Annotated in this window: 19 protein-coding genes and 1 pseudogene; all 20 read right to left on the reverse strand. The window is 34.1% G+C overall.

Annotation, left to right across the window (positions count from 1 at the left end; genetic code table 11):
• Positions 1-86: 86 nt before the first annotated feature.
• Positions 87-599, reverse strand: coding sequence for a DUF3332 family protein (locus tag PHE88_05420; protein MDD5687255.1), 513 nt, complete (start codon positions 597-599; stop codon positions 87-89).
• Between the two features lie 129 nt (positions 600-728).
• Positions 729-1592, reverse strand: a pseudogene (locus PHE88_05425) (YifB family Mg chelatase-like AAA ATPase).
• A 39-nt stretch (positions 1593-1631) separates the two neighbouring features.
• On the reverse strand, positions 1632-2558 hold the full coding sequence (locus PHE88_05430; GenBank protein ID MDD5687256.1) for a PorV/PorQ family protein: 927 nt from the start codon (positions 2556-2558) through the stop codon (positions 1632-1634).
• Positions 2559-2572: 14 nt separating this feature from the next.
• Positions 2573-4990, reverse strand: a complete 2418-nt coding sequence (locus tag PHE88_05435; protein MDD5687257.1) for a PQQ-binding-like beta-propeller repeat protein — start codon at positions 4988-4990, stop codon at positions 2573-2575.
• Between the two features lie 4 nt (positions 4991-4994).
• Positions 4995-6224 carry a hypothetical protein gene (locus PHE88_05440; protein ID MDD5687258.1) on the reverse strand — a complete coding sequence of 410 codons (1230 nt, stop codon included), beginning with the start codon at positions 6222-6224 and terminating at the stop codon, positions 4995-4997.
• A gap of 40 nt (positions 6225-6264) precedes the next feature.
• Positions 6265-6981 (reverse strand): outer membrane lipoprotein-sorting protein, encoded by a 717-nt coding sequence (locus tag PHE88_05445; GenBank protein MDD5687259.1) that lies wholly within the window; start codon positions 6979-6981, stop codon positions 6265-6267.
• 385 nt (positions 6982-7366) lie between these two features.
• On the reverse strand, positions 7367-8896 hold the full coding sequence (locus PHE88_05450) for a YifB family Mg chelatase-like AAA ATPase (protein MDD5687260.1): 1530 nt from the start codon (positions 8894-8896) through the stop codon (positions 7367-7369).
• Positions 8897-9078: 182 nt separating this feature from the next.
• A complete protein-coding gene (locus tag PHE88_05455) occupies positions 9079-10473 on the reverse strand; it encodes a DPP IV N-terminal domain-containing protein (protein MDD5687261.1) in 1395 nt (464 codons plus the stop codon).
• 10 nt (positions 10474-10483) lie between these two features.
• Positions 10484-10843 (reverse strand): YraN family protein, encoded by a 360-nt coding sequence (locus PHE88_05460; protein MDD5687262.1) that lies wholly within the window; start codon positions 10841-10843, stop codon positions 10484-10486.
• Positions 10827-11435, reverse strand: a complete 609-nt coding sequence (locus PHE88_05465; protein ID MDD5687263.1) for a ribonuclease HII — start codon at positions 11433-11435, stop codon at positions 10827-10829. The genes PHE88_05460 and PHE88_05465 overlap by 17 nt, the downstream gene beginning before the upstream one ends.
• 11 nt (positions 11436-11446) lie before the next feature.
• Positions 11447-11845, reverse strand: a complete 399-nt coding sequence (gene rplS, locus PHE88_05470) for a 50S ribosomal protein L19 (protein MDD5687264.1) — start codon at positions 11843-11845, stop codon at positions 11447-11449.
• 33 nt (positions 11846-11878) lie between these two features.
• Positions 11879-12583 carry a tRNA (guanosine(37)-N1)-methyltransferase TrmD gene (gene trmD / locus PHE88_05475; protein ID MDD5687265.1) on the reverse strand — a complete coding sequence of 235 codons (705 nt, stop codon included), beginning with the start codon at positions 12581-12583 and terminating at the stop codon, positions 11879-11881.
• Positions 12584-12585: 2 nt separating this feature from the next.
• The gene (locus PHE88_05480) at positions 12586-12816 is read right to left on the reverse strand and encodes a KH domain-containing protein (protein ID MDD5687266.1); all 231 of its coding nucleotides are present in this window, start codon (positions 12814-12816) and stop codon (positions 12586-12588) included.
• Between the two features lie 68 nt (positions 12817-12884).
• A complete protein-coding gene (gene rpsP, locus PHE88_05485) occupies positions 12885-13151 on the reverse strand; it encodes a 30S ribosomal protein S16 (protein ID MDD5687267.1) in 267 nt (88 codons plus the stop codon).
• 20 nt (positions 13152-13171) lie between these two features.
• The gene (rpe, locus tag PHE88_05490; GenBank protein MDD5687268.1) at positions 13172-13837 is read right to left on the reverse strand and encodes a ribulose-phosphate 3-epimerase; all 666 of its coding nucleotides are present in this window, start codon (positions 13835-13837) and stop codon (positions 13172-13174) included.
• 2 nt (positions 13838-13839) lie between these two features.
• A complete protein-coding gene (locus PHE88_05495; GenBank protein MDD5687269.1) occupies positions 13840-14565 on the reverse strand; it encodes a PASTA domain-containing protein in 726 nt (241 codons plus the stop codon).
• Positions 14566-15435, reverse strand: a complete 870-nt coding sequence (htpX, locus tag PHE88_05500) for a zinc metalloprotease HtpX (GenBank protein MDD5687270.1) — start codon at positions 15433-15435, stop codon at positions 14566-14568.
• A 48-nt stretch (positions 15436-15483) separates the two neighbouring features.
• A complete protein-coding gene (gene fmt / locus PHE88_05505; protein ID MDD5687271.1) occupies positions 15484-16434 on the reverse strand; it encodes a methionyl-tRNA formyltransferase in 951 nt (316 codons plus the stop codon).
• Positions 16431-16925, reverse strand: coding sequence for a peptide deformylase (gene def / locus PHE88_05510; protein MDD5687272.1), 495 nt, complete (start codon positions 16923-16925; stop codon positions 16431-16433). The genes fmt and def overlap by 4 nt, the downstream gene beginning before the upstream one ends.
• Positions 16926-17000: 75 nt before the next feature.
• Positions 17001-18935, reverse strand: a complete 1935-nt coding sequence (priA, locus tag PHE88_05515; GenBank protein MDD5687273.1) for a primosomal protein N' — start codon at positions 18933-18935, stop codon at positions 17001-17003.
• Positions 18936-19057 lie beyond the last annotated feature (122 nt).

The following is a 19057-nucleotide window of genomic DNA, read 5'->3' on the forward strand; positions in this document are numbered from 1 at the left end:
CTTTTTTCACTCACAAATAATTTACATAAATTCAAATTTTGTGCTTAACTTGCCTCTATAGAATACCCCACTGTTTAACAACTACTTTAATAGAGGCGACCAGCTTCATCTGCTGAACATGTTTTGACTAATTTTCCTTTAGCGTCAAACATGGAAATGCTACCGTCTTCGTTTGTTATTGCTTTGAATAACAATTTTCCTGTAGTATCTTTAGCTATAACGCAGTCGGAATGTTTCTCAAGAACAAAAGATGATTGGGGCTTGAATGAATCAAAAATATCTATCCTGACTTTATCTGATTCTTTCGAAGAAATAACCACCCGTTTATTCATGTTGTCCAGAGCAATCGTATCCTTACCGGGTACTTGCGCTATCGGATTTTTACCGGTCCAGAACTCTATCGTATTTAATATAACAACGTCACAAAAAGACGCGATGCTGTAAATCGGAACTATGTTAAGTCCCAGAAAAACCAACTCATTAACCCACTTACCACCTACGTTTTTGTTGAAATCGTAGACCTTTCTGGTAAGTTTAAAACCACCAAAACAACCTGAAAGGAAAACCACAACTAGAACCAATGCTAAATACTTCTTCATACTTTATTACCTCCTTTTTTTCAAACTATCTCAAGAATTTACCTGATTAAAGAAATTAACAGTGAGGTATCTCTATCGAGGTTCATTTAGTATTAAGATGTTTGCTATATTTGCTAAGTACAATTACTTTTACATGCTTCTATCCAATGAGCGATATTGAATTGCTTCGGCTATTTGCTGGGTTTCTATTGTTTCGGAACCGGTTAAATCAGCAATAGTTCTTGCAACTTTCAGTATTCTATCGTGTGCACGGGCTGAAAAACCAAGTTTATCCATTGCGTGCTTCAGGAGTTTTTTGCTGTCTGTGCTAATTTCACAATATGTTTTGATATGTTTTGATTCCATATGGGCATTACTATAAATGTTCTTCTCTTCTTTAAATCTTTTCTTCTGAATATCCCTTGCCTTTATAATCCTTTTTCTTATATCTACCGACGAATCTACAACCGTCGTATCAGAAAGTTCCTCAAACCTTACAGCAGGTACTTCTATATGCAAGTCAATCCTATCTAATAAAGGTCCGGATATTTTAGAAACATATTTTTGTATAACAAACGGGGTACAGGTACACTCTTTGGTCGGATGACCGTAATACCCGCAAGGACAAGGATTCATAGCGGCAACGAGCATAAATCTCGCGGGGTACGATAGCGATGCCTGTGCTCGTGAAACAGTAACAACACCGTCTTCAAGCGGTTGTCTTAAAACTTCTAGAACGTTTCTATGAAACTCCGGTAGTTCATCTAAAAATAAAATACCGTTATGTGAAAGAGAGACTTCGCCCGGGCGAGGGAATGAACCTCCGCCAATCAATGCTACATCTGAAATTGTATGATGTGGTGAACGAAAAGGACGAATTGCTATCAATGAAGTGTTTTTAGAGACAAGTCCTGTTATTGAATGGATTTTGGTGGTTTCAATCGCTTCTTCAAAAGACATCGGAGGTAAAATAGTCGGAATTCTTTTTGCAAGCATTGTCTTACCGCTCCCGGGTGAATACTATGTCAAAGAACTACGTTGAATAATAAATATTTACCACTTTACACCAAACGATAGCCGGTGGGTGTTGCCGAGGTCACTATAAGGTATGAAGGCATAGTCAGTGGAAGTATTCAAGATTCTTAACCCTATTCCACCACCAAAACCTTTAAAGTCAGTAAGTAGGGAGTGGGAAGTAGGAAGTAGGTAACCAAGACGGAATGCTAAAAGATTTATCGGAGCATATTCGGTGCCGAATGATACTTCCGTCTTGTTGTCTATTATCTTCCGCTTTACATCAAACGCTAATGTTACCGCTCTTTTGATTGTGTAGCCCAATCCTATTGTTGCAGTAAGCGGTAAATCGTACCCTTCTGATATAAAGGTCATTTTAGGTCCGATGTTCTGTACGGATAAGCCAGCAGACAGCGGATAAGCGGATAAGCGGGTAAGAAGTCCAATATCAATTGCTACTCCTGTTGCTTTTTCATCTGCTATGCTCTGCTGAATAATTTTTAAGTTAGTTCCTATAGAGATTGCTTCGGCTACGCCCCGCAATGACATAATTTGTTTACTGTAACTTATTGTGGTCGCTACATCGTACGCTGAAAAACTATTGGTCTTATTTCTATTCTCATCTCTTCCTTCTATTTTGCCTTGTGTAAGTGCTACTATACTTAATCCTATTGTTCCTATACTTGTTGGTCTTGCATAAGCTAAAAAATCATGATTGGTATCCGCAATCCACTTTGTATGCTGCCCTACTATCTCACTTTTATTTAATTGTGACAGTCCTGCAGGATTGTAACTGATTGCACTTACATCATTTGCCACTCCCACATATGCTCCACCCATTGATACTGCTCTCGCTGATGTACCGATGTTCAGGAAAGAGGCACCGGAATTAGACGCAGAAAGTAATGAGTAGTAAGTAGCGAGTAAAATAAAACTAAAAACTGTGATTAAGATTTTCTTATTCATAAATTCGTTATCTGTCATTTTATAACTGCGATCTTTTTTAACACTTTTATCGTTTTTTCACCACTCTTGTATGCACTTACTGTACAAATATATACTCCACTAGCTACATCGGATACATTCCAAAAGTATTCATATGCATACTTTTCATTAATAATTAATGGTTGTTCTCGTATTTCAGTAGAATCTATCAGTTTACCTGCTGTATCATATATACGTATTTCCACCCAATCAGCGATACCACATTCTATATGTATCATTGGCCATTTACCACGCTTTGCTGGGTTAGGATAGGAATACACTTCTCCAAGTTTAAATATTGGATCCACAGTCAATTTTATTACACCAATATGTTTTTTTAAGGTTTCTTCGTTAGATGATACTAAAGTAGAATCTGCAAAAGCATAAAGAACATTATTTGGATATGAACTAGCATAAATTGTTCCATCTTTATTTATTGGTAAATCTGTACCGTTAAATTTACCATCTAATTTCCATTTTAATGTTCCATTTAAATTCAAAGCATAAAGCCGCATTGAATCTGTAAAATAAATAACCCCATCTGCCCCAACACTAAAGTTATAACTTTTATCCACTACATTAGAATATGTCCACGCTATAGAACCATCCGGATTAAAAGCATAGGTATAAGGATACACAGACTGACTTAATAAAATTTTTCCATCACGAGATATACATGGGGGTAAATAAAAATTTGCTCCTTGTCCTACAGGATATTCCCATTTAACCGCTCCACTTTGAGTCAAAGCACATAAATTTGTTAAATAATTGCCATAAAAGTAGCAGAGATAAATTGTATTATCGTCTCCTATCGCTATAGAATAAGAATAAATTGATATATATTTTGACCATTTTAGTTGCCCATCGGGATAATAAGCATACAAATCACTTTTAGTACGTGTTGTATCTCGATACCCACTAACATAAATTGTCCCATCATTGCCAACAGCAAAATAAGAAATTCCTAAACCTGTAGCAACTTTCCATTTTAAATTACCATCAGAATTAATTGCATACAAAGATTCTTCTGCTTTTAAATAAATTGTTCCATCTTTTTCTATACATAAGTTTCCCCTAACACCCGTTGGAAATTCATATGTCCATTTTAGTTCCCCTGTTTGGGTATTTAAAGCATAAAGCTTATAAGGGTGATCTGTTATACAATATAATGTATCTTTCCATAGAGATAATGTTTGAGGGTGGAGATTCCCGTGAATGTTTAAAGTATAACTCCACTCCATTTCCCCTGTTGAGTTAACAGCAAATATTGTTCTAAAAAAAGCTTCGTAAATTGTACCATTATTATCTAAAACTGGTGATGTGGGAGAGCCTGAATTACCTGATACAAAAGCCCATTTCGCCTGCGGGGATTGCTGAGGACCTTTAAACTTACTTCTTCCTGTATGCTGAGCATCATTTCTAAACATTTGCCAAGGAGGTTTTTCTTCAACAACATCTATATCTACTGACTTCTTGCATTCATTCCCATTGCTATCTCTTGCTATTACATATATTCTATATTTTCCCGGTTCTAATTCACCAGTATCAAAATAACTATTTCCCGCAGTTGAATTAGTTACAATGTATTTATTAGTATGAGGAGATGATTGAATATCAGTACCTTCCGCATAAACAATTTTTGTTTTATTATTAGGTGGAAGACGATTGAAACGAATATTCGTCATTTCAGAAATTAAAGGATTTTGTAAATCTGTTGCTTTAAATATTTCATACCCTATCTCATAAATTCCAGCATTAGATGTCCCTAATGTAATTCCATCAACACAATCAGCAATAATATCTATTTTACCTTTAACAATATATGTACTATCCTCTTTATCAAATTCGTCAGGTATTTTATCATTGAGTGGGTCATAATCAGAAACTACTTGTATCGTTTTTATTGTTGGAGAAGCAGTGTCAACAAAAGGTGATAGACCACCTTGTCGTAGCGGATTTATAAATACTCCATTATAACTCTCAATTAAGTGAACATGATTTTGATTATTCGTAGTACCAATAAACGTCCCACTATTTATAAATCTTTCTTCTGCATTTGATCTTTTTGAAATTTCAACAATTTCATCACTAATATTTATATGAACATACTCAAATCTTCCTATCCAAATTCTCTCATTTATACTCCCACGTTCCTTAATTATTCCAACTGTACTATCTATTACTGTGTATACTCTTGAACCTTCTTGACCGGCGATATCCACACCAGTATGAAAATGGTCCCTCAAAATATTCCCTTTTTTTCTTACTTCTCCAAAAGTTCCCCAGATACTTTGTTGAGTATTTATTGGTGATGTAGCATTGGGATTTATACTACTAACAGGATACGAGTAAGAAAGCAAATTATTAATATTTAATGTAAATATGCTAGTTAAAATTAAAAAAGTTTTTTTCATTATTTTATTTCTTTTGTCCTAATAGAGAAATTTTATAATATCTTATCTCATTGCTAAATGATATAGCAATAATGTCATCACCAACAAATTCCAGTGACAAGGTTTTTAAATCATTTTTATTTCCACCCAGATTCCTTGTAAGTAATACTTCATTATTTTTAGTCGATATATTTAAAATTATATTTTCTTTATTTTTTTCTCGCCCAACATTGATTATATATTTCATTGAGATAGCCATTTCACAAACACTAAAGGGCATTTCATACTCTGATATAACTCCTGACGAAGTAATTACATAGGTTTTATTTAACCCTGGATTAACTACAAATTCACTGGTTTCGGAATTAAATTCTAATTGTGCTAATACTAAACGGATTCGTGAAAATATTTTTATAATCTCTCCACTACCACTTAATAAGAATACTCTATCTTCAGTATTGTTTTCTCCTATATTACTATCTTCTCCCAATAATATGCAGTCTCCAATTTCAGAAATTTGGATTGCTTCTGAACTTTGTTTTATATTTTCTAGTTTTTTTCTCCAAAGTTCATTACCTAAATTATCATAAAGAATAATATAAACTTCAGTATTTAATAAATTTTCGGATTCTTGTGGATAATAAGTAGCATATATAACAAATCTTTCGCCGTTCCCTGAATATTCCCCCTTAAAGGAATTTGAAATATCTATCCCAGAATTATTAAACACTCTAACACTTTTCACAACATTCCCTTTATTATCAAACATCCTAAAAGAACAATCTACATAATTAATTTCTACGCTTGTACCAGTATTTGAAATAACATGATTTTCACTGCTTGTAGAATCATATTTATAAAGAAGCGTTCCTGCTTTATCATAAACTTTAACTTCTGCCGATGTCTCGTCTTCTTTTTCTTCTCCACTTGGTAGCTCTTCGGTATCTACTACTACAAACTCTCCATTCTTAGAAAATATAACTCTATCTTGCTCCGTTAACTCTATTTCTTTTGCTATTTTTCCTTGTTCATTAAAAAATATCAGTTTATTTTCTACTTTCAATATTGGTTTTATCATCTCTGCAATTATTTCTGGCGGTTTACTTAATATTGATTCCTCATTTGCAGGAACAGTATCAAACCTCTGTTTCCAAATAAGTTTTAAATCAACTTTTTCTTTGGCATAAACAAGAAAATTTCCAACAGATAATACAAAAAACAATAAAGCAACTGCTAATCTTACTTTTTTAAACATATCGGTTAGCTCCTATTATTTAAATTTTTTACTTTTCAACCTACTCACTAAACACCGATTCTGGAATACCTGTATTAATTTGAACGTTATCATATAGAATTGTTGTGATTGTAGTATTTCGTTTTGCAATTAACTTATCAATAACCTTTTTTGGGAACCATATTTTTTCATTAACCAACTGATATTCTGGTATCTGTAGCAATCGCATCAGTTTGCCTGACTGAGTATAAATCTTAATTTCTGTAACAATCCCTTTAGAGTATTCTATTGTCCATTCCATCTTTGGAAAAGCATTATTTGTTTTATATGGTGTACCTATAAGAACATATTTTTCGGAATCCATATTTGTCGAACTTATAATAACATCAAATTCGCTTAAATAATCTTTAACATAAAAAATTATTCCAGGTTCCGGCCAAATCGAAATATGTTGTGATTGAGGTGTAGTTTGTCTTTCTTGAACAAATGGGACAGGGTTGTTTTCAGCCATCATTAAAAAACTTTTCTTTAACATTAAATCTACAATTTTTACTTTATCAGGTTTTTTCATGATGTATTCAATATTTTCTTTAAATGCATCTTGCCCCTTACTATTATCAATTGTTGTGGTAACACTAATTTTCATATCTTGAATCTGATCTATATTTGACTGAATTTTATTAATAATGTCTGGCACTTCAAGAGCAAATATATTGGATACCAAAAGAAAAAGAAGAATTTTACAATCAATCATTCGTATTAAAATATTTTTTAACATACTTTCGTACTCCTTCTGCCATCAAACCAATATTACTGAACTTCTTACTTAAATTTTTAATGAATTACTATTATTTGTTTAAAAAAACAATTCTTATCCCATAAAAAATAAAAAAACCAAATTACTTTTCGGGTCTCCATCAATTTCACTTTAATTAAAAATAACCAACATATTGCACAACTAACTATGCATTAATTATAAAGTATTTTCACTGTTTTGTCAAGTCATATTTACCTCAAATCTTCCTCAAATTTACTTCAAATGTTTGTCGTAGTATTTTACCGTTATTTTAACAACGTATATTCTACATCTTTTATTGTTATTATCTTTATTAGCACAATTTTTTCCTATTATTTTCTTTAGTTGATTAGAAATTCAGTAATTTTCATATATTCCTATCTAATGAGCGATATTGGATTGCTTCAGCTATTTGCTGGGTTTCTATTGTTTCGGAACCGGTTAAATCAGCGATAGTTCTTGCAACTTTCAGGATTCTATCATGTGCACGGGCAGAGAAACCAAGTTTATCCATTGCATGCTTCAGGAGTTTTTTGCTGTCTGCGCTAATTTCGCAATATGTCTTGATGTGTTTTGATTCCATATGTGCATTACTATAAATGTTCTTCTCTTCTTTAAATCTTTTCTTCTGAATATCCCTTGCCTTTATAATCCTTTTTCTTATATCTACCGACGAATCTACAACCGTCGTATCAGAAAGTTCCTCAAACCTTACAGCAGGTACTTCTATATGCAAGTCAATCCTATCTAATAAAGGTCCGGATATTTTAGAAACATATTTTTGTATAACAAACGGGGTACAGGTACACTCTTTGGTCGGATGACCGTAATACCCGCAAGGACAAGGATTCATAGCGGCAACGAGCATAAATCTCGCGGGGTACGATAGCGATGCCTGTGCTCGTGAAACAGTAACAACACCGTCTTCAAGCGGTTGTCTTAAAACTTCTAGAACGTTTCTATGAAACTCCGGTAGTTCATCTAAAAATAAAATACCGTTATGTGAAAGAGAGACTTCGCCCGGGCGAGGGAATGAACCTCCGCCAATCAATGCTACATCTGAAATTGTATGATGTGGTGAACGAAAAGGACGAATTGCTATCAATGAAGTGTTTTTAGAAACAAGTCCTGTTATTGAATGAATTTTGGTGGTTTCAATTGCTTCTTCAAAAGACATCGGAGGTAAAATTGTCGGAATTCTTTTTGCAAGCATTGTCTTACCGCTTCCGGGAGAACCAATCAAAAGTATATTATGAGCGCCTGCACAGGCAATTTCAATCGCTCTTTTGACAAAAGCCTGAGCTTTTACGTCTTTAAAATCAACGTCACAATGTGAAGATGCAGAAAAAAGTTTAATTAAATCAATTTTATAAGAAACAGGCGGTGTTGAAGACGAAATTATTTCTAATGCTTCCTTTAAATTTTCGGCAGGATAAACGTTGAAATCGTTAACAATCGCTGCTTCATTTTTATTTGCTTCAGGCAGAATCAAACCGTCATATTTTTCTTCTTTAAGTTTTATCGCTATCGGAAGAACACCATTGACTCTCCTGATTGAACCGTTCAATGAAAGTTCCCCGATAAGCGAATATTTTTTATCATTAACAATGGTTATCTGTTTTGTTGCAACAAGTATCCCGACTGCTATAGGTAAATCAAAAATTGCACCCTCTTTTTTTATTCCGGCAGGCGCAAGATTAACTGTAACTTTTTTTGTTGGAAAATCAAAACCGGAATTCTTTATTGCAGAAATCACCCGGTCTCTTGACTCTTTTACGGTAGTATCAGGTAACCCGACAATAGAAAAGGTAGGAAAACCGCTCGATATATCTACTTCAACCGTAACAATATAGCCATTTATACCATAAACAGATGCCGAATTAACCTGAGAAAGCATGATTTTCACTCCTTTTTGAGATTGTTAAAAATTTAACAATCTCTGATTACACCGATTAAAGACAAAATTACACAGATTAGATTCAGATACTAGTCTATGTAATTGTTTTTCACAATTACTGCCCCGATGTTGCTTCGGGGTGAATGTAATCAAGGCCGTTGATGACTTTTTCAACGAGCTTACTACAGATTTTCTTCTATAATTTCTTTTAATTCAGCAAGTGTTGGTAACTTGTAAATATCTCTTATGAAAATTCCACGGCGGGTATGTTTTCTCCATGATAAATATGCTACTTTATCAGATGAAGATAATTTAGGGAATGAAGAAGAAAAATAATTAGAACTAACAAGTATGTCCATTTTTTTATTTTTAATGTTTATACTATAAATCCCTTTATTTTCAAAAATATCTCTGATTTCAGCATCTTTATTGCGAGACTTTCCTTTTAAAGAACCTAGAAAAACAATTGATTCACCATTACTTGTAAATGAAGGATATTTGTTATAGAATTTATCAGATACAATTTCCTGTAGTTTTTTATCGCCGATAGTTATAATATAAATACCGCAAAAATCTAAAGAATCTATTCTACCATCTTTATTAGTATCACGACGCCGTGAAAGATAAACAATATTTTTGTTATCAAATGAAAAATCAGGGAAAGAATTATTATACTTATCTCCGGTAAGCCGGGTTGTTGTCCTTTTCTTAATATCAGTTATATATATTGCAGACGAATCTTTAAAATCAATTTTGCCGTCTTTATTAGTATCCTCCCGCCATGAAGAATATACAACATATTGTCCGTTACTGGATATGCAAGGCGAAGTGTTCTCATACATATCAGAAATTAATCCGCTGATTACTTTTGTTTTAATATCAACGGAATAAATACCGGAATTACCTCCGATACCGCGCCAACTGCAAAAATAAACTGATTTATTATCAGGCAAAAAAGCAGGTTTTTTATTAAAAGTTTCATCGGTTATTAAAAATTGCTCCTCACCCGTTTCCAAACTATAAATATATATACCGGCAGAATCCTTATTGTCAATTTTGCCATCACCATTTGTATCGCGCCTTCGGGACAGGTAGGTTATATATTTGCCATCAGGAGAAAAAGAGCAGTCAGAATTAGCATATTTATCTTCAACTATCAGTTTCTCGTTTTTACCATCAGAATCTATTATGTAAATACCACCATTGTCAAGATTGTTTATAAGACCATCGTTATTAGTATCACGTCTTATGGATACAAAAACTATCTTTTTACCATCTGACGAGAAATTTAAAAATGTATTATAGTACCGGTCAGACGATACTTTTTTAAAATTTGTAATTTCAGCAATATTCTTTACAACCTCTTCGTTCGGATTAAATTTAATACACTTAAGTAAATTTTCCTTTGTTTTAATCAAATCGTTCTTCTGAAAATATGCTTTTGCCAGATAAAACCGGAATTGTGCATTTTCCGGTTTATCGGAAACCATTGTTGAAAACAACCTGATTGCCTCATCAGCCTTACCGGTTTTTAAAAGAATTTTTCCTTTTTCCAATATTGACTTAAAAAATATCATAATTTACTTCTCACACAGTATAATTAGAAGGTGCAAAAACATTTTTTATATGTTCGACTTTACCGTTAAAAATTGAAATGATATCAAAACGGTAGTTTGTGTTCAGTGCATTTTTCTTTATGAAAATAAGAGCAGCACGGGTTAAGTGTTTTTGTTTATAAAAATTTACGGAAAGTTGCGGCACACCATATGTATCGCTATTTCTTGTTTTTACTTCTACAAAAACTATTGTATTTTTATCTTCAGCAATGAGGTCTATTTCCCCATATTTAGTTCTAAAATTCTCTTTGATAATTTTATAGCCGGATTCTTTAAGAAAATTTTTAGCAAGTCCTTCCCCTAGTTTCCCAAGTTCAGCGGACTGAGTCATAAATTCTCACCGGTTCAAAAGTTCTCCTGTGAATCTCACAAGGTCCATATTTTTTAATAGCGTCCATATGCAGCTTTGTCCCGTATCCTTTGTGTTTCGCGAAACCGTAATTTCGGAATTTTTTATCGAATTCTTCCATTATTAAATCACGGGTTATCTTTGCTATAATTGATGCCGCGGCAATTGATGCGCTTTTTGAATCACCTTTAACAATTGTTTTCTGATTGATTTTTATATTTATAGGCTGGTTACCGTCTATCAGAACCAAATCAGGAGGAACACTTAATTTTTCAACTGCAAGCTTCATTGAAAGTTTAGTCGCTTCCAGTATATTTATTCGATCAATCGTAAAATTATCAACTATACCGACTTGATACTCAATGAGATTATTAATTATTTCCTTATAAACGGCAAGACGTACCCGGGGAGAAAGTTTTTTCGAATCGTTCAGGTTTTTTATAAGTATATCTTTTTTCAGTATCACCGCTGCTGAAACAACAGGACCTGCGAGAGGACCCCGCCCTGCTTCATCAATACCTGCTATTAAACCATTTTTATAAAATTCTCTGTCAAAGCAAAACAAATTTTCCATTTAGGATAATACTAATTTGTTGCCGGTTGCTGAGCCGCTGCCTTTCCTTGCGATGAATGTTCTCCATCAGAACGTTCTTCAATTCTTGCAGATTTACCTGATAGTGACCTTAAGTAATATAAACGGCTCCTTCTTACTTTTCCCTGTTTAACCAATTCTATTTTTTCAAGACGAGGCGAACTAAGCAGGAAAACCCTCTCAACGCCGATACTGAAAGAAATCTTTCTTATTGTAACCGTTTTATTAAGACCGGAACCTTTTATCCTTAAAACAATACCTTCATAAATCTGGGTTCTTTCAGAATCACCTTCTATAATTTTGTAATACACTTTAACTGAATCACCCGGCCTAAATCCAGTGGTTTCCTTTTTCATAAACTTACTTTCAACAATACCCATCAAATTTTTCATTTTGTTCTCCTTTAAAAAATATTAAAATCTAAACTAATTTTGTTCCAGCAAATCCGGTCTTTTTTTGAATGTATTTTTAATTATACTCTCTTTTCGCCATTTTTCAATATTTTTATGATTGCCGGATAAAAGAACTTTCGGAACTTTTAATTCACGAAAATTATAAGGCCTTGTATATACTGCATTGGCTAATTTGTTATTCCAAAGTGAATCATTTTTTATGGAATCGCTTTTCCCTACAACATCAGGTATTAAACGAACAACAGAATCAACAACAACCATTGCAGGAATTTCTCCGCCGGTTAACACATAATCACCGACAGACAATTCCTCGTCAACAAACCTTAATAACCGCTCATCTACACCGCCATAATGCCCGCAAACAAATACTAAATGCTTATATTTTGAAAGTTCTAACGCTTTTTTCTGTGTGAAAATTTTCCCTTGCGGAGAAAGAAGAATTACTTTAAGTTTATCTTTTGCCTTATCCCTTTTCCGCATGCCGGATAAACCGGTAATTTTTTCTATCGCCTTAACGATAGGGGGAACCATCATAATCATTCCCACGCCACCGCCATACTGCTTATCATCTACCATCCTGTGATTACCTTCAGCATAATCACGGATATTGGTAATTTTTATTTTTACTATTTTTTTTTCTATTGCCTTCCTGATTATACTTTCTGAAAAAACAGATTCAAAAACAGAAGGAAAAAGTGTAAGAATATCTATCAACATTATTATTCTTCAATCTCAACCCTGCATTTTTCACCTTTTTTTGTAGCAGAAGCAGAAACTATTTGTCTAATTGCTTTTATTATCCTGCCTTCCTTACCGATAATCCTTCCCTTATCCGAATCGTCAACTTTTACCTTAATAATTTTCCCGCCATCAGAAGTGTTAATTGACACACTAACACCTGATGCTTTATCTACAAGCGATTTAACAATATATTCAACAAGCTCTTTCATAATTTATTCCCATTATCCCCAGATTTTTAAATTAACTATCCCATAACAAATTCCGGAAAGTTATTTAATCATGCACTTTTTTCAACCAAAACCTGACTTGCTTCCGGCAACTTTTTTATCAGCCCTTTTACCGTACTGGAAACAATAGCTCCCATTTTTATCCAGTGGTTTATCCTCTCAATATTTAAGAACATATTTTTTTTATCCCGGGGATTAAAACAACCCACTTCCTCAATAGCAGTACCACCACTTCTTTTCTTAGAAGCAATCACTATAACCCTGTAAATAGGATTTAGCGATTTGCCAATTCTCTTTAATTTAATTGCCACAGCCATCTTTACCCTCCTCATTAAAGTTAAAAAACATTTGCAACTTTGTTCATTTTTTTTATACTGTTTTTTATCCCGTATTCAGATTTAAAAACTGAATTGCCTGCTACAACAATATCAACACCTGCTTTTACAACATCTCCTATTGTACTAAAATTTATCCCACCGTCAACCTCTATTTTGTATTTTCTCCTGCCCGCAGACCGTTGTTTTTTTAATTCACTGATTTTTGGCAGTGCTTCCGGCATAAACTTTTGTCCGCCAAAACCGGGATTGACACTCATAACAAGAACTAAATCAACCTCATTAAGATACTTCTTTATTTTTGAAACCGGCGTAGACGGGTTAATGGAAATCCCTGCTTTTAATTTATGTTTTTTTATTTTTCTAATAATTTCCAGCGGTTTTTTTGCAGCCTCAATATGAAATGTAATCCAATCACTTCCTGCATTTGCAAACAGTTCAATATAATTTTCCGGATTTGATATCATTAAATGCGTATCTAAAATCATATCTGTGCTTTTTCTTAACGATTCTACAACAACCGGACCTATTGTTATATTCGGGACAAAATGACCGTCCATAACATCTACATGCAGAATTTTTATACCTGCATTCTCACATTTCTTTATATCCGCTTTTAAATCCGAGAAATCTGCCGATAATAGAGATGGTGCAATAGCTACTCTCATGTCTACTCCAATTTTATAGCAATCCAAAATTCAACTGATTGATTTTTATTAATTGCAATCCCTTCTTCAGGTGTCTGCTTGATTATTGTATTTTCTGCAACTGATGAATCACTGATTTTATTTATACTTTTTATCGTGATATTATTTTGTTTAGCCCAATTTTCTGCTTCAGTAATATTTTTACCGACAAAATCCGGAATTACCAAAACTCCTTCCGGAGGTATACCTAACGAAACCACTATATTAACAAGCCCGTTTTTTTGGATAGGAGAACGGGGTAAAGGACTTTGTGAAATTATCCTGTCTTTTTCAATGACCTCAGAATATTTTTCGTCCTGCTCTCCAAAATCCAGTCCATTCTTCCTTAAAAGCACCTGTGCAGTACGCACTGTCTGGTTTGTTAAATTCGGGACAAATATAACTTCACCGCCGGAAGAAACTATTATATTAATTGCCCTGTTTTCTTTTATTACACTTCCGGCAGACGGTGTCTGCGAAATTATCATACCGGCAGGCATATTAACATTAAAATCTTCCCCGGTTTTTTTTAAAAATAAATTCAACGATGACAACTCATCCAACGCATCAGCTATGTTCTTGCCGATAAGGTTTGGAACTATCCTGTCTTGTTTACTATGAATAAGAGCATTAATAAGACGATTTAACCCTACAAACCCGACGATACCTAATATAAGCAACAGTAAAATCCATTCAAGTATTTTTTTCATCTAATAAATGACTTTCGGCATTTTAATTTCAGAAAGTTTTTCCAACCGTTTTACTCTTTCTTGTATCGGAGGATGGGTTGAAAATAATTTTAAAAATGAACCACCGTGCAAAGGATTAACGATAAACATGTGAGCAGTTGATGGTTCAATTTTTGACGGTATCTGTTTGGAATAACTTTCCAGTTTTTTAAGCGCTGATGCAAGAAAAAGCGGTTTCCCTGTTAATTTTGCCGCACCTTCATCTGCACCATATTCACGAGACCTGGAAATTGCAAGTTGAATCAAAAGTGCTGCGATTGGCGCTATTATAGCCATCGCTAACAAACCAATCCCGCCGCCGTTCCTGTCCCTGTCGTTTCTTGAACCGCCGCCAAAAATTGCAGCCCACTGCACCATACGGGCAAGCATTGAAATTGCACCGGCCATTGTCGCCGCAATTGTCGCCACTAAAATATCCCTGTGCGTTATATGCGAAAGCTCGTGAGCAATAACCCCGGAGAGCTCTTCTTCATCGAGTATCTCTAAAATCCCTTTCGTTACAGCAACTGCCGAATGTTCCGGATTTCTTCCGGTTGCAAAAGCATTCGGAGTTTCCATAGGTAAGATATATACTTTCGGCATTGCAATATTCGCTTTCGTTATAAGTTTTCTGATTATGCTATATATTTCAGGTGCTTCTTTCTCCGATACAGGTTTAGCACGATACATTGCAAGAACAATCTTATCTGAAAACCAATACATAACAAAATTCATAACAGCAGCAAACATAAAAGCAGTCAGCATCCCGCGCTGCCCGCCAATAACGTTTCCAATAAAAAGAAAAAGAACCATCATCGTTAACATCAATAAAAATGTTTTAAAACCATTCATAAAAATCACCTCTATATTTTTTAATTATACGAAAAAAACCTGATATTGTCAAGATAATTTATCGCCGATTTTCAGGTTTTGTCCTTGCAGGAATGACCAGGCAGACATAATATTTTTTGAGGCAGGTTGAATTGATTTCACAAGTAAATAACCGGTGCCGCATTTAACAACAAAACCAATGTTTTTTTGAATTGAAATAACTGAACCTGGCACATAATCATCTTGTTGGTTACAAGATAATAGAAAAACTTCAGTTTCAATAATTTTTAATCTTTTAATCTTTAAATCTTTATCAATAATTTCCAAGTATGCACCGGGCCAGGGTTTTGTCCCCCGGACTAAATTACAAATATCTTCAGCAGATTTTTTCCAGTCAATTTTACCATTCTCTTTTTTCAAAGGAGGCGCAAAACTCGGTATACCAGCCTGAATTGTACCTTTTTCCCCGTTTTTTATCAGGGCAAGTGTTTCTTTTAAGACATCTATAGCAACCGGTATCAGCTTTTCTCGTAGTTTTATTGTATCGTCATCTTTACAAACCTGGATTTTTTTCTGAAATATTATTTTTCCCGTATCCAGTCCCTCGTCCATAAAAAAACTTGTAACACCCGTCTCATTTTCATTATTAATTATTGCCCACTGGATAGGTGCAGCACCCCTGTATTTGGGAAGAATCGAATAATGAATATTTACACAGCCCATCGGGAAAACATCAAGTAATATTTTCGGTAAAATCTTCCCATATGCAACTACTATTGCAAGGTCCGGTTTAAGACTTAACAACTCAAAAACAAAATTTTCGTCTTTAAGTTTAGCAGGAGTAAATACCAGCAAATTATTTCTACAAGAAAGCTCTTTTACGGGACATATCTGAATATTTAGATGTCTATTGGCAGGAGTGTCCTGTTTAGTAACTGCAGCTACTACAGTTTCATTTTTAAGTAAATATTCACAAATCGGTTTTGCATATTCCGGCGTTCCAAAAAAAACTATTTTCATCTCTTTTTAAAATATTCCTTTTTCAATTTCCATCTTTTGATAAGGCTAACCTTATCAAACAAAGCAATCCCGTTGAGATGGTCTATTTCATGCTGAAATACCCTTGCCATTAAGCCATCAACTTCCCATTTTACTTCTTTTCCATCATAAGTTATACCGGAAACTATTATCTTCTGTGCCCGCTTTATTTTTGCCGAGATACCCGGAAAGGAAAGGCAACCTTCTTCAATCGAGCACTTGCCAGTAGACGATAAAACACAAGGGTTAAAAAGTACTACCGGTTTTCGTTTTCCCTCCGGTTTTATATCTGCCACAAAAACACTTTTTAATTCACCTACCTGATTAGCAGCAAGTCCAATTCCATTGAAAAAATACATCGTTTCAATCATATCTTTTGAAAGTTTTAATAACTTCTCATCAAGCCGGGTAATTTCTGCTGTTTTTACCTTTAGTATTTTATCCGGATATTTTTTTATCTGTAAAATAGCCATATTATTGGTAGACCCTGAACATAGTTCAGGGTGACACTGTTAAATTTTTTTGTCAGTGTCATCTTATCAAAAAACTTACACAGTTTCAAGTGGGTCAATATCAAAAACTACATTTACTTTTTTCTTGTGATGAGACTCGTCTAATTCCAATAAACGACTACTAATGTCCGGAAAATCGCTTTCCTGAAACTTAAGGAGAATCTGCCACCTGTATTTCCCGGCAAGGAACGAAGTTATTTTTGGAACAGGTCCTAAAACTACCAAATTTTTTATTTTTTCTAATTTATCCGCTATTGCTTCTGATTCACAAATTACATCGTTTTCATTCTTACCTGATATTGTTATATTTATCATTTTAGAAAATGGCGGCCAGGAAAACTCTTTTCTAAATTCTACTTCATTCTTATAAAAACTCTCGTAATCAAACTCAGCAGCGTATTTTATGGCATAATGTTCAGGATTTTCTGTTTGAATCACAACCTGCCCTGACGAAGAACCCCGCCCGCACCTGCCTATAGAATGTGTTATCAGCGAAAAAGTCCTTTCAGCAGAACGAAAATCCGCAGAATATAAACCCGAATATGCATTGATAATACCAACTAAAGTCATATCGGGAAAATCAAACCCTTTTGCAACAATCTGGGTACCAATTAAAACACAGGGTTTGCCAGATTTCATAATATGAAACATTTCGGAATAGGTGATTTCCGAATCGGCGTCCATTCTTAACACTTTTGTAGTCGGGAAAAGTCCTTTTACAATTTCTTCAACTTTTTCCGTACCATACCCATAATAAATAACACTACTGTTACAGACAGGACAAGATTTATAAAAATCCTGTTTGTATCCGCAGTAATGACATAAAAGTTTTGCCGGATTTTTATGCGCAACTAACGGTATTGAACACTTTGGACACCTTACAATATTACCGCAACTGCTACATTTTATAATTGTCGCCCAGCCTCGTCTATTTATCAATAAAAAAACCTGTTTATTCTGCAATATAGCATTTGTTATAGCATACTTAAGTGGTTTTGTGATTGCAAATTTTTGTGTATATTTTAAATCAATGATACTGATTTTCGGCATAGGCCTGTTATCAATTCTTGCAGACAATTTTAAAACTTCTATCTCACCGGTTTTTGTTTCGTAATATGTTTTAATTGACGGGGTCGCCGACCCGAGAATTACAATGCCACTTTCTATTTTTGCTCTTTGTATTGCAACATCTTTAGCGTGATATTTAGGCGTCTGGATATTCTTATAAAAATCATCATCTTCTTCGTCAAGTATGAAAAGTTTGGGGTTTTTTAACGGTAAAAATATCGCTGAACGGGTACCTAAAACAATTTTAATCTTATCTGACTTAAGACGATTAAAAAAATCGTTCTTTTCCTTTTGAGTTAAACCACTGTGCCAAATACCTAATTTATCACCAAAACGTATACGCAATAATTCCCTGAATTGACTAAGCAGCGAAACATCAGGTACAAGGTATATTGCTGATTTATTATTATTAAGACACCATTCAATAGTTTGAACATAGATTTCTGTTTTACCGGAATCGTTCATCCCGTATAAAAGAAATGTTTTTTGACGTGATATTTGTAATGACAAAATTATTTTTTCAATCGCTGATTGCTGCTCTAAATTGTGTGTAATTAAAGAATCTGAAGAGAGCCGCCTGTTTAATATTTCTATTTCTTTTGACGGTAGTTTACTGGTCTGGGGTAGAATGAGGTTTAAGGCACTACCTAATGAACATAAATAATATTTAGAAATCCAATCTGCAAGCTGCATTAATTCATTATTTATAAACGGTTCATTATCAACAACTTTTATTATTTTTTTGAGCGATAATTCCGATTTTTCTTTAACCGCAACGACAAAACCGGTTAATTTTTTCTTATTAAACGGGACAACAACCCTGCATCCGATTTTAACATCAGTATCAGCAATATAATCAAAATTTTTATAAATATTTATAGGAAGCGCTACTTCTAAAATCATAAGAAAATAGGGTCGTTGGGTCTTAGGGTCGTAGGGTCGTGGGATAGCGGGATAGTGGGATAGAGAGATTGTTGGGTTACTCAATGACGTTATAACTCTATAACTCTATGAACTCTAAAACC

This window comes from Elusimicrobiota bacterium, assembly GCA_028718185.1.
In the GTDB taxonomy this organism is placed as follows: Bacteria; Elusimicrobiota; UBA8919; order UBA8919; family UBA8919; genus JAQUMH01.